At 53.4% G+C, this 13,610-nt stretch carries 11 protein-coding genes and 2 tRNA genes; 12 read left to right on the forward strand and 1 reads right to left on the reverse strand.

Features of this window, described 5'->3' with window-relative positions; translation table 11 throughout:
- Positions 1-44 precede the first annotated feature (44 nt).
- The 5 genes from ftsH to ABLV75_RS26535 all read left to right on the forward strand — a co-directional run bounded on the left by ftsH (position 45) and on the right by ABLV75_RS26535 (position 4,914).
- A complete protein-coding gene (gene ftsH / locus ABLV75_RS26515) occupies positions 45-1,979 on the forward strand; it encodes an ATP-dependent zinc metalloprotease FtsH (RefSeq protein WP_004854549.1) in 1,935 nt (644 codons plus the stop codon).
- A gap of 96 nt (positions 1,980-2,075) precedes the next feature.
- Positions 2,076-2,924, forward strand: a complete 849-nt coding sequence (gene folP / locus ABLV75_RS26520; RefSeq protein ID WP_004106106.1) for a dihydropteroate synthase — start codon at positions 2,076-2,078, stop codon at positions 2,922-2,924.
- Positions 2,917-4,254, forward strand: coding sequence for a phosphoglucosamine mutase (gene glmM / locus ABLV75_RS26525; protein WP_004106105.1), 1,338 nt, complete (start codon positions 2,917-2,919; stop codon positions 4,252-4,254). The genes folP and glmM overlap by 8 nt, the downstream gene beginning before the upstream one ends.
- A gap of 229 nt (positions 4,255-4,483) precedes the next feature.
- A complete protein-coding gene (gene secG, locus ABLV75_RS26530; protein ID WP_004106103.1) occupies positions 4,484-4,813 on the forward strand; it encodes a preprotein translocase subunit SecG in 330 nt (109 codons plus the stop codon).
- Between the two features lie 14 nt (positions 4,814-4,827).
- Positions 4,828-4,914 (forward strand) — tRNA-Leu (locus ABLV75_RS26535).
- 153 nt (positions 4,915-5,067) lie between these two features.
- Here ABLV75_RS26535 and argG read toward each other — a convergent pair.
- The gene (gene argG, locus ABLV75_RS26540; protein WP_004106101.1) at positions 5,068-6,411 is read right to left on the reverse strand and encodes an argininosuccinate synthase; all 1,344 of its coding nucleotides are present in this window, start codon (positions 6,409-6,411) and stop codon (positions 5,068-5,070) included.
- Positions 6,412-6,718: 307 nt separating this feature from the next.
- Here argG and ABLV75_RS26545 point away from each other — a divergent pair.
- The 7 genes from ABLV75_RS26545 (at position 6,719) to rpsO (ending at position 13,538) form a co-directional block, all read left to right on the forward strand.
- Positions 6,719-6,795: transfer RNA gene (locus ABLV75_RS26545), tRNA-Met, on the forward strand.
- Between the two features lie 206 nt (positions 6,796-7,001).
- The gene (gene rimP, locus ABLV75_RS26550; protein WP_004125659.1) at positions 7,002-7,454 is read left to right on the forward strand and encodes a ribosome maturation factor RimP; all 453 of its coding nucleotides are present in this window, start codon (positions 7,002-7,004) and stop codon (positions 7,452-7,454) included.
- A 27-nt stretch (positions 7,455-7,481) separates the two neighbouring features.
- A complete protein-coding gene (nusA, locus tag ABLV75_RS26555) occupies positions 7,482-8,969 on the forward strand; it encodes a transcription termination factor NusA (protein WP_004106094.1) in 1,488 nt (495 codons plus the stop codon).
- A 24-nt stretch (positions 8,970-8,993) separates the two neighbouring features.
- A complete protein-coding gene (gene infB / locus ABLV75_RS26560) occupies positions 8,994-11,684 on the forward strand; it encodes a translation initiation factor IF-2 (protein WP_004106093.1) in 2,691 nt (896 codons plus the stop codon).
- Positions 11,685-11,775: 91 nt separating this feature from the next.
- Positions 11,776-12,177 (forward strand): 30S ribosome-binding factor RbfA, encoded by a 402-nt coding sequence (rbfA, locus tag ABLV75_RS26565; protein ID WP_004106092.1) that lies wholly within the window; start codon positions 11,776-11,778, stop codon positions 12,175-12,177.
- Complete coding sequence (gene truB / locus ABLV75_RS26570; protein WP_004106091.1) at positions 12,177-13,121, forward strand: tRNA pseudouridine(55) synthase TruB; 945 nt, start codon at positions 12,177-12,179, stop codon at positions 13,119-13,121. Before rbfA ends, truB begins: the two co-directional genes overlap by 1 nt.
- Positions 13,122-13,268: 147 nt before the next feature.
- Positions 13,269-13,538 carry a 30S ribosomal protein S15 gene (gene rpsO / locus ABLV75_RS26575; RefSeq protein WP_004106090.1) on the forward strand — a complete coding sequence of 90 codons (270 nt, stop codon included), beginning with the start codon at positions 13,269-13,271 and terminating at the stop codon, positions 13,536-13,538.
- The last annotated feature ends 72 nt before the right edge of the window (positions 13,539-13,610 follow it).

The raw sequence follows: 13,610 nt of genomic DNA on the forward strand, positions 1-13,610 counted from the left end.
TGTTTTTAACACAGTTGTAATAAGAGGTTAATCCCTTGAGTGACATGGCGAAAAACCTAATACTCTGGCTGGTCATTGCCGTTGTGCTGATGTCAGTTTTCCAGAGCTTTGGGCCCAGCGAGTCGAATGGCCGAAAGGTAGATTATTCAACCTTCCTGCAAGAGGTCAATCAGGACCAGGTTCGCGAAGCGCGTATCAACGGACGTGAGATCAACGTTACCAAGAAAGATAGTAACCGTTACACGACTTACATTCCGGTTAACGATCCGAAGCTGCTTGATAACCTGTTGACGAAAAACGTCAAAGTGGTTGGCGAACCGCCGGAAGAGCCAAGCCTGCTGGCTTCTATCTTCATTTCCTGGTTCCCGATGCTGCTTCTTATCGGCGTCTGGATCTTCTTCATGCGTCAGATGCAGGGCGGCGGTGGCAAAGGCGCCATGTCGTTCGGTAAGAGCAAGGCGCGCATGCTGACGGAAGACCAGATCAAAACCACTTTTGCCGACGTCGCCGGTTGTGACGAAGCGAAAGAAGAAGTCGGTGAACTGGTTGAATACCTGCGTGAACCGAGCCGTTTCCAGAAGCTGGGCGGCAAGATCCCGAAAGGCGTCCTGATGGTCGGCCCTCCGGGTACCGGTAAAACCCTGCTGGCCAAGGCCATTGCAGGCGAAGCGAAGGTTCCATTCTTTACAATTTCAGGTTCTGACTTCGTTGAAATGTTCGTGGGCGTTGGCGCATCTCGCGTGCGCGACATGTTCGAACAGGCCAAGAAAGCGGCACCGTGCATCATCTTTATCGATGAAATCGACGCCGTAGGCCGCCAGCGTGGCGCGGGCTTAGGCGGCGGTCACGATGAACGTGAGCAGACGCTGAACCAGATGCTGGTTGAGATGGATGGTTTTGAGGGTAACGAAGGTATCATCGTTATCGCGGCGACCAACCGTCCGGACGTTCTTGACCCTGCGCTGCTGCGTCCGGGCCGCTTTGACCGTCAGGTTGTTGTTGGTCTGCCGGATGTTCGCGGTCGTGAACAGATCCTGAAAGTGCATATGCGTCGCGTACCGCTGGCGCCGGATATCGATGCGGCAATTATCGCCCGCGGTACGCCAGGCTTCTCCGGTGCTGACCTCGCGAACCTGGTAAACGAAGCTGCGCTGTTTGCCGCTCGTGGCAACAAGCGCGTGGTCTCGATGGTTGAGTTCGAGAAAGCGAAAGACAAAATCATGATGGGTGCGGAACGTCGCTCCATGGTGATGACGGAAGCGCAGAAAGAGTCCACCGCGTACCACGAAGCGGGTCATGCGATTATCGGTCGCCTGGTGCCGGAACACGATCCGGTGCACAAAGTGACAATTATTCCGCGCGGTCGTGCGCTCGGTGTTACCTTCTTCCTGCCTGAAGGCGACGCTATCAGCGCCAGCCGTCAGAAGCTGGAAAGTCAGATTTCGACCCTGTACGGCGGTCGTCTGGCTGAAGAAATTATCTACGGCGTAGAGCATGTTTCTACCGGTGCGTCTAACGACATTAAAGTCGCGACTAACCTGGCGCGTAACATGGTGACCCAGTGGGGCTTCTCTGACAAACTCGGCCCGCTGCTGTATGCCGAAGAAGAAGGCGAAGTTTTCCTTGGCCGCAGCGTCGCGAAAGCGAAACATATGTCCGATGAAACGGCTCGTATCATCGACCAGGAAGTGAAGTCACTGATTGAGCGTAACTACAATCGTGCACGCCAGCTTCTGAACGATAACATGGACATCCTGCACGCGATGAAAGATGCGCTCATGAAATATGAGACCATCGATGCTCCGCAGATTGATGACCTGATGGCTCGCCGCGATGTTCGCCCGCCAGCTGGCTGGGAAGAACCGGGTTCGTCCAACAATTCTGACAATAACGGCACGCCTCGTGCGCCGCGTCCGGTTGATGAACCGCGTACGCCAAACCCGGGTAATACCATGTCAGAACAGCTGGGCGACAAATAAGTTAGCCGTCATTGATGCTGTTGTACTTTTAAAACCCCAGGGCGTTTGCTCCGGGGTTTTTCTTTTTCAATCTTTCTCTGACTCAGGGACATAGCGATGAAACTTGAAGCCCAGGGTTCAACCCTCGATCTCTCCCACCCCCATGTAATGGGAATTCTTAACGTCACCCCGGATTCGTTCTCTGACGGCGGGACTCACAATACGCTGGTAGAAGCCGTTAAACATGCCAATCTGATGATTAATGCCGGAGCGACTATTATTGATATCGGTGGGGAATCGACGCGCCCGGGGGCCGCAGATGTCAGCGTTGAGGAAGAGCTTGCTCGAGTCATTCCGACGGTAGAAGCCATTGCCCAGCGCTTCGAAGTGTGGATCTCCGTTGATACCTCTAAACCGGAGGTGATTCGTGAATCAGCGCGCGTGGGGGCGCATATCATCAATGATATCCGTTCGTTAACCGAACCGGGAGCGCTGGAGGCTGCGGCGGAAACCGGCTTGCCGGTGTGCCTGATGCATATGCAGGGCCAGCCCAAGACCATGCAGGATGCCCCTAAATACGCGGATGTCTTTGCTGACGTTGAACGCTTTTTTGTCGAACATATTGTGCGCTGCGAGCGGGCCGGTATCGCAAAAGATAAATTGCTGCTCGACCCGGGATTCGGTTTCGGTAAAAATCTTTCCCATAATTATGAACTGCTTGCCCGACTCAGCGAGTTCCATCATTTCGGTCTTCCGCTACTGGTCGGTATGTCGCGTAAGTCGATGGTAGGCCAGTTGCTTAATGTCGGGCCGAAAGAACGCCTGAATGGCAGCCTGGCTTGCGCAGTCATTGCTGCAATGCAGGGCGCGCAGATTATTCGCGTCCATGATGTCAAAGAAACGGTAGAAGCGCTGCGTGTGGTGGAAGCTACCCTGGCCGCTAAGGAAAATAAACGTTATGAGTAACCGCAAATATTTTGGTACTGATGGTATCCGTGGCCGCGTAGGCGATGCGCCAATAACGCCAGAATTTGTCTTAAAGCTGGGCTGGGCGGCTGGAAAGGTGCTGGCGCGCCACGGTTCGCGCAAGATTATTATCGGTAAAGATACCCGTATTTCAGGCTATATGCTGGAGTCCGCTCTGGAGGCTGGCCTGGCTGCCGCAGGGTTATCCGCTTCTTTCACCGGCCCAATGCCAACGCCGGCAATTGCCTATCTGACGCGAACCTTCCGCGCGGAGGCCGGAATTGTGATCTCCGCTTCGCATAATCCGTTCTATGATAACGGTATTAAATTCTTCTCTATCGAAGGGACTAAGCTCCCGGATGAAGTTGAAGAAGCCATTGAAGCCGAAATGGAGAAAGAGCTGACCTGCGTTGATTCCGCCGAGCTGGGCAAAGCCAGCCGTATCGTCGACGCGGCTGGTCGCTATATCGAGTTTTGCAAAGGCACCTTTCCGAACGAGCTGAGCCTCAACTCCTTGAAAGTGGTGGTCGATTGCGCTCACGGCGCGACTTACCATATCGCCCCGAGTGTTTTCCGCGAGCTGGGCGCTCAGGTGATCGCCATGGGCTGTGAGCCTGATGGACTCAACATCAATGAAGAAGTCGGAGCGACGGATGTTCGTGCTCTGCAGGCGCGCGTGCTGGAGGAAAAAGCCGACCTGGGTATTGCCTACGATGGCGATGGCGATCGGGTCATAATGGTGGACCATGAAGGCAATAAAGTCGACGGTGATCAGATCCTCTACATCATAGCTCGCGAGGGTCTGCGCCAGGGGCAACTGCGTGGCGGCGCCGTCGGGACGCTCATGAGCAACATGGGGCTTGAACTGGCGCTCAAACAGCTGGGTATTCCTTTCGTTCGCGCGAAGGTAGGTGACCGTTATGTGCTGGAAAAACTGCAGGAGAAAGGCTGGCGCATCGGTGCCGAAAACTCCGGCCATGTGATCCTGCTGGACAAAACCACCACGGGGGATGGGATTGTCGCCAGCCTGCAGGTGGTGGCGGCGATGGTGCGTAACCATATGAGCCTGCACGATCTGTGTAGCGGAATGAAAATGTTCCCGCAGCTGCTGGTTAATGTCCGCTTTACCGAAGGTAGCGGTAACCCGCTGGAACATGAACATGTAAAAGCGGTCACGGCAGAAGTGGAGGCCGAGCTGGGCAATCGTGGCCGCGTACTGCTGCGTAAATCAGGCACCGAGCCGCTGATTCGCGTTATGGTGGAAGGCGAGCATGAAGAAAAGGTGCACGAGTTCGCCCATCGTATCGCTGATGCCGTAAAAAGCGTGTAATTTGTCTGGCTAAGTAATTAAAAAGGCGACGCTTGCCGCCTTTTTAATCGACAAAAAATCGCTTTTTGCTGTTTTTTTCCGCACTTGATACAATGCGTTGAAATTGCCCTTGCGAAGGTCATTCGCTTTGGTTAGTATTCACACCCGCTTCAGTGGGAAACGTTAATACGTACCGCTTTATTGGTCGAAGCACTTGGTATGCGGCGAATCCGCAAGGAACAGGTTGATTATGTACGAAGCTCTTTTAGTTGTTTTCCTTATTGTGGCAATTGGCCTTGTTGGTCTGATTATGCTGCAGCAAGGTAAAGGCGCTGATATGGGAGCCTCCTTCGGAGCAGGCGCTTCCGGCACTCTGTTTGGATCCAGCGGTTCTGGTAACTTCATGACTCGCATGACTGGTATCCTGGCTGCGCTGTTCTTCATCATCAGTCTGGCGCTGGGCAATATCAACAGCAACAAGACCAACAAAGGAAGTGAGTGGGATAACCTGAGCGCTCCGAAAACCGAGCAAACTCAGCCGACAGCTCCGGCACAGCCGAGCAGCGACATCCCGCACTGATAAGTAGTATCCGTACCGAGGTGGTGGAATTGGTAGACACGCTACCTTGAGGTGGTAGTGCCCTAACGGGCTTGTGGGTTCGAGTCCCATCCTCGGTACCAATTTCCTGAAAAAAGACGCTGAAAAGCGTCTTTTTTTCGTCCAGAGAAAAGTGCGCAGTCGCATAAGCGGCTGATATTCCTCTTCAGTTGGGGGCGGGATTTCACAGCATAAAAAAGGCCGCTTGCGCGGCCTTTACTGTTTTCTCAGGGATGTTACTTAGCTTTATTTTCCAGGTTTTCCACCTGCGGCAAGCCGGTGGCGGAAGAGGCGGTCAGCAGTCCGGACTGAGCGTAGCCAAACAGCTTATCGCGGGTATCGGTGATATCCAGATTGCGCATTGTCAGCTGGCCGATACGGTCCTCAGCGGAGAACATTGAGTCGCCTTTTTCCATGGTCAGGCGTTCTGCTTTATAGGTCAGATTATCTGACACGGTATTCAGGATGGAATAGTCGTTGCCGCGACGCAGTTCAAGGGTCACTTCGCCGGTGATTTGGCTGGCCACCCAGCGCTGCAGGCCGTCGCGCAGCATCAGAGCCTGTGAGTCGAACCAGCGCCCCTGATACAGCAGACGACCCAGCTGACGACCGTGTGCGTGATATTGTTCGATGGTATCTTCATTATGAATACCGGTCAGCAGACGCTCATAGGCAATATGCAGCAGCGCCATCCCGGGGGCTTCATAAATGCCGCGGCTCTTCGCTTCGATGATACGGTTTTCGATCTGATCGCTCATGCCGAGTCCATGGCGGCCGCCGATGCGATTAGCTTCCAGCATCAGCTCAACGTCATCGCTAAAGGTCTGTCCATTCAGCGCAACCGGGTGGCCTTGTTCAAAGCGGACGGTGACTTCTTCCGCAGGAATTTTGACGCTTTCATCCCAGAACTTCACGCCCATAATCGGGTTCACAATCTTGACGCTGGAGTTCAGGAACTCAAGATCTTTAGCCTCGTGCGTAGCTCCCAGCATATTGGAGTCGGTTGAGTAGGCTTTTTCAACGGACATTTTATAGTCAAACCCGCAGGAAATCATAAATTCTGACATTTCCTGGCGGCCGCCTAACTCGTCGATAAAGTCGCTATCCAGCCACGGTTTGTAAATTTTCAGCTCTGCGTTGGTCAGCAGGCCGTAACGATAGAAACGTTCGATATCGTTGCCTTTATAGGTACTGCCGTCGCCCCAGATGTTAACGCCGTCTTCTTTCATCGCGGCAACCAGCATAGTACCGGTCACTGCGCGGCCCAGCGGAGTGGTATTAAAGTAGGTCAACCCGCCGGTGGTGTTATGAAACGCGCCGCACTGGATTGCAGCAATACCTTCCGCAACCAGCTGCTTACGGCAGTCGATCAGACGAGCTCCTTCAGCACCATACTCTTTGGCACGACGAGGAATGGCTTCGTAATCGTCTTCGTCTGGCTGTCCCAGGTTAGCGGTATATGCATAAGGGACTGCTCCCTTTTTACGCATCCACAGCAGCGCGGCGCTGGTATCCAGCCCACCAGAAAAAGCAATACCAATACGTTGTCCTACCGGGAGATGCTTGAGAATCGTCGTCATAAAATAAAACCCTGCTAGAGAGACTGTGGTGAGTTTGACTCAACAATCTTTATTGCATTTTTATGCATTAATTGTGAGTTTTCATTTAATCATCTTTTGCTGGTGACAGGAAGAGGCGAAACCGCTTTTTACCAAAAAACCCTGAAATACCAGCACGAACCGAAACCCGCTATGTGAAATTCATGTTGACAAAATATATGAAGTATCAATACAATTCACTACGATTTTATGTCCCGTCTCTCGGTACCAAATCCCAGCAGTATTTGCGTCTTTTGCTCAAAACGAGTAAAATATGCCACGTTTCAGGCGCGGGGTGGAGCAGCCTGGTAGCTCGTCGGGCTCATAACCCGAAGGTCGTCGGTTCAAATCCGGCCCCCGCAACCACTTTCCCATTAAGTACTTTTTCAAATATACTGTGAGGACCGGGTCCTTCGTAGACGAATTTGAAAGAATTCTTCTGGAAAGTGTTCCAGATCGCAGTTGCGATCTCAGGGTTCAGTTATCTAAAGCCCCGATTTATCGGGGTTTTTTGTTATCTGACTTCAGAATAACTGGGCTATACGCCCTTTTTTTATGTCTTGGGGGTGGGTTTGTCCACATTAGAGCAAAAATTAACAGAGATGCTCACAGCGCCAGTTGAAGCGCTTGGCTTTGAGCTGGTCGGCATCGAATTTATTCGCGGTCGCACATCCACACTGCGCATCTATATTGATAGTGAAGATGGCATCAATGTTGATGATTGTGCTGATGTGAGTCACCAGGTCAGTGCTGTTATGGACGTAGAAGACCCGATTACAGTCGCTTATAACCTGGAAGTTTCTTCCCCTGGTCTCGATCGTCCTATGTTTACCGCCGAACACTATGAGCGTTTCATCGGCGAAGAAGTTTCGCTGGTTTTGCGCATGGCGGTACAGAACCGACGCAAATGGCAGGGCCTTATCAAAGCGGTAGACGGTGAGATGATCACGGTAACCGTCGAAGGCAAAGATGAAGTGTTCGCGCTGAGTAACATCCAGAAGGCGAACCTGGTTCCCCACTTTTAACAGTCTGGATTGAGGTGAAAGGCCCCGATGAACAAAGAAATTTTGGCTGTTGTTGAAGCCGTTTCCAACGAAAAGGCGCTGCCGCGTGAGAAAATTTTCGAAGCGTTGGAAAGTGCGTTAGCAACGGCTACTAAGAAAAAATATGAACAAGAGATCGACGTTCGCGTAGAAATCGATCGTAAAAGCGGTGATTTCGACACATTCCGTCGCTGGCTGGTTGTGGAAGAAGTCACCCAGCCGACGCGCGAAATCACGCTGGAAGCTGCGCGTTTCGAAGATGAAAGCATGAATCCTGGCGATTACGTCGAAGACCAGATTGAATCTGTCACCTTTGACCGTATCACTACGCAGACTGCGAAGCAGGTTATCGTACAAAAAGTACGTGAAGCCGAACGCGCAATGGTCGTTGATCAGTTCCGTGAGCACGAAGGTGAAATTATCACGGGCGTAGTGAAGAAAGTGAATCGCGACAACATTACGCTGGATCTGGGCAACAACGCTGAAGCCGTGATCCTGCGTGAAGACATGCTGCCGCGTGAAAACTTCCGTCCGGGTGACCGTATCCGCGGCGTACTGTACGCAGTCCGTCCGGAAGCGCGTGGCGCGCAGCTGTTCGTGACGCGTTCCAAGCCGGAAATGCTGATTGAACTGTTCCGCATTGAAGTTCCGGAAATTGGTGAAGAAGTTCTCGAAATTAAAGCGGCGGCTCGCGATCCTGGCTCTCGTGCTAAAATCGCGGTTAAAACCAACGATAAGCGCATCGATCCGGTGGGTGCCTGCGTCGGTATGCGCGGCGCGCGCGTTCAGGCAGTCTCGACTGAACTGGGCGGCGAGCGTATTGATATCGTGCTGTGGGACGATAACCCGGCGCAATTTGTCATTAACGCCATGGCTCCGGCTGACGTCGCCTCTATCGTGGTAGATGAAGACAAGCACACCATGGATATCGCAGTCGAAGCGGGCAACCTGGCGCAGGCCATTGGCCGTAACGGTCAGAACGTCCGTCTGGCGTCTCAGCTGAGCGGCTGGGAACTGAACGTCATGACCGTTGATGACCTCCAGGCTAAGCATCAGGCTGAAGCCCATGCAGCGATTGATACCTTCACTAAATATCTTGATATTGATGAAGATTTCGCCACGCTGCTGGTTGAAGAAGGTTTCGCCACTCTGGAAGAGCTGGCCTATGTGCCAATGAAAGAACTGCTGGAAATTGACGGTCTGGATGAACCGACCGTTGAAGCACTTCGTGAGCGGGCGAAAAACGCGCTGACCACGCTGGCGCTGGCCAAAGAAGAGAGCCTGGGAGACAGCAAACCTGCCGACGATCTGTTGAATCTGGAAGGTATGGATCGCACCCTGGCATTCACCCTGGCCGCCCGTGGTGTTTGTACGCTGGAAGATCTCGCCGAGCAGGGCATTGATGATCTGGCTGATATCGAAGGCTTGACCGACGAGAAAGCCGGAGAACTTATCATGGCCGCTCGTAATATTTGTTGGTTCGGCGACGAAGCGTAATAAACTGTAGCAGGAAGGAACAGCATGACAGATGTGACCATTAAAGCGCTGGCCTCAGAGATTCAGACCTCTGTGGATCGCCTGATACAGCAATTTGCTGATGCAGGGATCCGCAAATCGGCTGATGATTCTGTGACCGCGCAAGAGAAGCAAACCTTGTTGACGCACCTGAACCGTGAACACGGCTCAGCGCCCGACAAGCTGACGCTGCAGCGCAAAACGCGCAGCACGTTAAATATTCCGGGTACCGGTGGAAAGAGTAAGTCGGTACAAATCGAAGTCCGCAAGAAACGCACCTTTGTGAAACGCGATCCGCAAGAGGCCGAACGCCTTGCCGCGGAAGAGCAGGCGCAGCGTGAAGCGGAAGAGCAAGCCCGTCGTGAGGCAGAAGAAGCTGCCAAACGCGAGGCGCAATTAAAAGCTGAACGTGAGGCCGCAGAACAAGCGAAACGTGAACTCGCCGATAAAGCGAAACGTGAAGCCGCGGAAAAAGACAAAGTGAGCAATCAACAAACCGACGATATGACCAAAACCGCCCAGGCTGAAAAGCAACGCCGCGAAAACGAAGCTGCGGAGCTGAAGCGCAAATCGGAAGAAGAAGCACGCCGCAAACTTGAAGAAGAAGCGCGCCGTGTAGCGGAAGAAGCACGCCGTATGGCTCAAGAAAACGAAAAGAACTGGACTGAAGCGCCAGAAACGCCTGAAGAGACCACTGACTATCACGTAACAACTTCTCAGCATGCGCGTCAGGCTGAAGACGATAACGATCGTGAAGTTGAAGGCGGTCGCGGCCGTGGACGTAATGCGAAAGCAGCGCGTCCGGCTAAGAAAGGCAACAAACACGCTGAATCGAAAGCCGATCGTGAAGAAGCCCGTGCGGCCGTTCGCGGCGGTAAAGGTGGTAAACATCGTAAGGGTTCGGCTCTGCAGCAAGGCTTCCAGAAGCCGGCTCAGGCGGTTAACCGTGATGTTATCATCGGTGAAACCATCACCGTTGGCGATCTGGCCAACAAGATGGCCGTTAAAGGTTCTCAGGTCATCAAAGCGATGATGAAGCTGGGCGCTATGGCGACGATTAACCAGGTCATCGACCAGGAAACCGCACAGCTGGTTGCCGAAGAGATGGGCCACAAAGTTATCCTGCGTCGTGAAAACGAGCTGGAAGAAGCGGTAATGAGCGACCGTGACACCGGCGCTGCGGCGGAACCGCGCGCACCGGTTGTGACTATCATGGGTCACGTTGACCACGGTAAAACCTCTCTGCTGGACTACATTCGTTCAACGAAAGTGGCCTCTGGCGAAGCGGGCGGCATTACCCAGCATATCGGTGCTTACCACGTCGAAACCGACAACGGTATGATCACCTTCCTGGATACCCCGGGCCACGCCGCGTTCACCTCTATGCGTGCTCGTGGTGCTCAGGCGACGGATATCGTGGTTCTGGTTGTGGCGGCAGACGACGGCGTGATGCCGCAGACCATCGAAGCTATTCAGCACGCGAAAGCGGCGGGTGTGCCGGTCGTGGTTGCGGTGAACAAAATCGATAAGCCGGAAGCGGATCCGGATCGCGTTAAAAACGAACTGTCCCAGTACGGCATTCTGCCGGAAGAGTGGGGCGGTGAAAGCCAGTTCGTCCACGTGTCTGCTAAAGCGGGTACCGGCATCGACGAACTGCTGGACGCAATCCTGCTGCAGGCTGAAGTTCTGGAGCTGAAAGCGGTTCGTAAAGGTATGGCGAGCGGCGCGGTTATCGAATCCTTCCTGGATAAAGGTCGTGGTCCGGTTGCTACCGTTCTGGTACGCGAAGGTACGCTGCACAAGGGTGACATCGTCCTGTGCGGTTTCGAATATGGTCGCGTTCGTGCGATGCGTAACGAACTGGGTCAGGAAGTGCTGGAAGCGGGTCCATCCATTCCGGTGGAAATCCTCGGCCTGTCAGGCGTACCGGCTGCCGGTGACGAAGTGACCGTCGTTCGTGACGAGAAGAAAGCACGTGAAGTTGCGCTGTATCGTCAGGGTAAATTCCGTGAAGTTAAGCTGGCTCGTCAGCAGAAATCTAAACTTGAGAACATGTTCGCCAACATGACCGAAGGCGAAGTTCACGAAGTGAACATCGTCCTCAAAGCGGACGTGCAGGGTTCTGTGGAAGCGATCTCCGACTCCTTGCTGAAACTGTCTACTGACGAAGTGAAAGTGAAGATTATCGGTTCCGGCGTAGGTGGTATCACCGAAACCGACGCAACCCTGGCCGCTGCCTCCAACGCGATTCTGGTTGGCTTTAACGTTCGTGCTGATGCATCCGCACGTAAAGTTATCGACGCGGAAAGCCTGGATCTGCGCTACTACTCCGTCATCTATCATCTGATCGACGAAGTGAAAGCAGCGATGAGCGGCATGCTGTCTCCGGAACTGAAACAGCAGATCATTGGTCTGGCCGAAGTCCGTGATGTGTTCAAATCGCCGAAATTCGGCGCCATCGCAGGCTGTATGGTTACTGAAGGTACGATTAAGCGTCATAACCCAATCCGCGTACTGCGCGACAACGTGGTTATCTATGAAGGCGAGCTGGAATCCCTGCGCCGCTTCAAAGATGACGTTAACGAAGTTCGTAACGGCATGGAGTGTGGTATCGGCGTTAAGAACTACAACGACGTTCGCGTTGGCGATATGATCGAAGTGTTCGAAATCATCGAGATTCAACGTACCATCGATTAATCGTTTAGTAGGCCGGGGAAGCGCAGCGCCACCCGGTTATACAAAATTAAAGGGGGCCGCGTGGCCCCCTTATTTGTCTGGAGAATTTATTATGGCGAAAGAATTTGGTCGCCCGCAGCGCGTGGCTCAGGAGATGCAAAAAGAGATCGCAATCATCCTGCAGCGCGAAATTAAAGACCCGCGTCTGGGCATGATGACCACGGTTTCAGGCGTCGAGATGTCCCGCGACCTGGCCTATGCCAAAGTGTTTGTGACCTTCCTGAACGACAAAGACGAAGCCGCCGTGAAAGCGGGCATCAAGGCTTTGCAGGAAGCGTCTGGTTTTATTCGCTCGCTGCTGGGCAAAGCAATGCGCCTGCGTATCGTGCCGGAACTGACCTTCTTCTACGACAATTCATTAGTCGAAGGAATGCGCATGTCGAACCTGGTGACCAGCGTGGTGAAACATGACGATGAGCGTCGTGTGAACCCGGACGACAGTAAGGAGGACTAATGAGTCGTCCTCGTCGTCGCGGTCGCGACGTGCACGGCGTACTGTTGCTGGATAAACCGCAAGGCGCATCCAGCAACGACGTGCTGCAGAAAGTTAAACGACTTTATAATGCTAACCGGGCAGGGCATACGGGAGCGCTGGATCCGCTGGCGACCGGCATGTTGCCGATTTGCCTCGGGGAAGCGACAAAGTTTTCCCAGTATCTGCTTGATTCTGACAAGCGCTACCGCGTGATTGCTAAACTTGGCCAGCGCACCGATACCTCTGATGCCGACGGCCAGGTGGTGGAAGAACGTCCGCTGACTTTTAGTCCTGAGCAGCTGGCAGCCGCGCTCGATGGCTTTCGTGGTGAAACCCAGCAGGTGCCGTCGATGTATTCGGCGCTGAAATACCAGGGGAAAAAACTGTACGAATATGCCCGTCAGGGGATTGAAGTACCGCGTGAATCCCGGCCGATTACGGTTTACGAGCTGCTGTTTATCCGCCATGAGGGGACGGAGCTTGAGCTGGAAATTCATTGCTCCAAAGGCACCTACATTCGCACGATTATTGATGATTTAGGCGAGAAGCTTGGATGCGGCGCGCACGTCACTTTCCTGCGTCGCCTGGCGGTCAGTAAATATCCCGTCGAACGGATGGTGACGCTGGAGCAGCTGCAGGCGCTGGTTGAACAAGCCAATGCGCAGGATATTCCCGCAGCCCAGCTGTTGGACCCGCTGTTGATGCCGATGGACAGCCCGGCTTCGGATTACCCGCTGGTGAATATTCCGGAAACCTCCGCCATCTACTTTAAAAACGGTAATCCGGTGCGGACATCGGGTGCGCCGCTGCAGGGGCTGGTTCGCGTCACCGAAGGTGATGACGAGAAGTTTCTTGGCATGGGGGAAATCGATGATGAAGGCCGCGTGGCGCCTCGTCGTCTGGTGGTTGAATACCCTGCCTGAGCGCTTTCCTTGCGATAAAAGGCTGCTGCGAGTAGAATATCGCCGCTTAACGTCCGCCAAAGTGTTTTAACATTTGCGAGCGTTATATCAGGGGTTGCTGAATTAGAGATCGGCACCCTTTCTTTCTTTTAATTTTGGAGTTCGAAAATGTCTCTAAGCGTTGAAGCTAAAGCAAAAATCGTTTCTGAGTTCGGTCGTGGCGAAAACGACAGCGGTTCTACTGAAGTTCAGGTTGCACTGCTGACTGCACAGATCAACCACCTGCAGGGTCACTTTGCAGAGCACAAAAAAGATCACCACAGCCGTCGTGGTCTGCTGCGCATGGTATCTCAGCGTCGTAAACTGCTCGACTACCTGAAACGTAAAGATGTTGCACGTTACTCTTCGCTGATCGAGCGTCTGGGTCTGCGTCGCTAATTCTGCGAGTTTCAGAAGAAGGGGCCTCACGGCCCCTTTTTTCGACCGGGCGGCAGCAATTCATTAAAAACT

It is taken from the genome of Klebsiella sp. CN_Kp066, from assembly GCF_040065135.1.
GTDB classification, from domain to species: Bacteria; Pseudomonadota; Gammaproteobacteria; order Enterobacterales; family Enterobacteriaceae; genus Klebsiella; species Klebsiella oxytoca.

Bases quoted from the DNA above. Each gene is read 5' to 3' on its own strand.
- ftsH (WP_004854549.1), top strand. From the start codon at position 45: ATGGCGAAAAACCTAATACTCTGGCTGGTCATTGCCGTTGTGCTGATG.
- folP (WP_004106106.1), top strand. From the start codon at position 2,076: ATGAAACTTGAAGCCCAGGGTTCAACCCTCGATCTCTCCCACCCCCAT.
- glmM (WP_004106105.1), top strand. From the start codon at position 2,917: ATGAGTAACCGCAAATATTTTGGTACTGATGGTATCCGTGGCCGCGTA.
- secG (WP_004106103.1), top strand. From the start codon at position 4,484: ATGTACGAAGCTCTTTTAGTTGTTTTCCTTATTGTGGCAATTGGCCTT.
- argG (WP_004106101.1), bottom strand. From the start codon at position 6,411: ATGACGACGATTCTCAAGCATCTCCCGGTAGGACAACGTATTGGTATT.
- nusA (WP_004106094.1), top strand. From the start codon at position 7,482: ATGAACAAAGAAATTTTGGCTGTTGTTGAAGCCGTTTCCAACGAAAAG.
- infB (WP_004106093.1), top strand. From the start codon at position 8,994: ATGACAGATGTGACCATTAAAGCGCTGGCCTCAGAGATTCAGACCTCT.
- rbfA (WP_004106092.1), top strand. From the start codon at position 11,776: ATGGCGAAAGAATTTGGTCGCCCGCAGCGCGTGGCTCAGGAGATGCAA.
- truB (WP_004106091.1), top strand. From the start codon at position 12,177: ATGAGTCGTCCTCGTCGTCGCGGTCGCGACGTGCACGGCGTACTGTTG.
- rpsO (WP_004106090.1), top strand. From the start codon at position 13,269: ATGTCTCTAAGCGTTGAAGCTAAAGCAAAAATCGTTTCTGAGTTCGGT.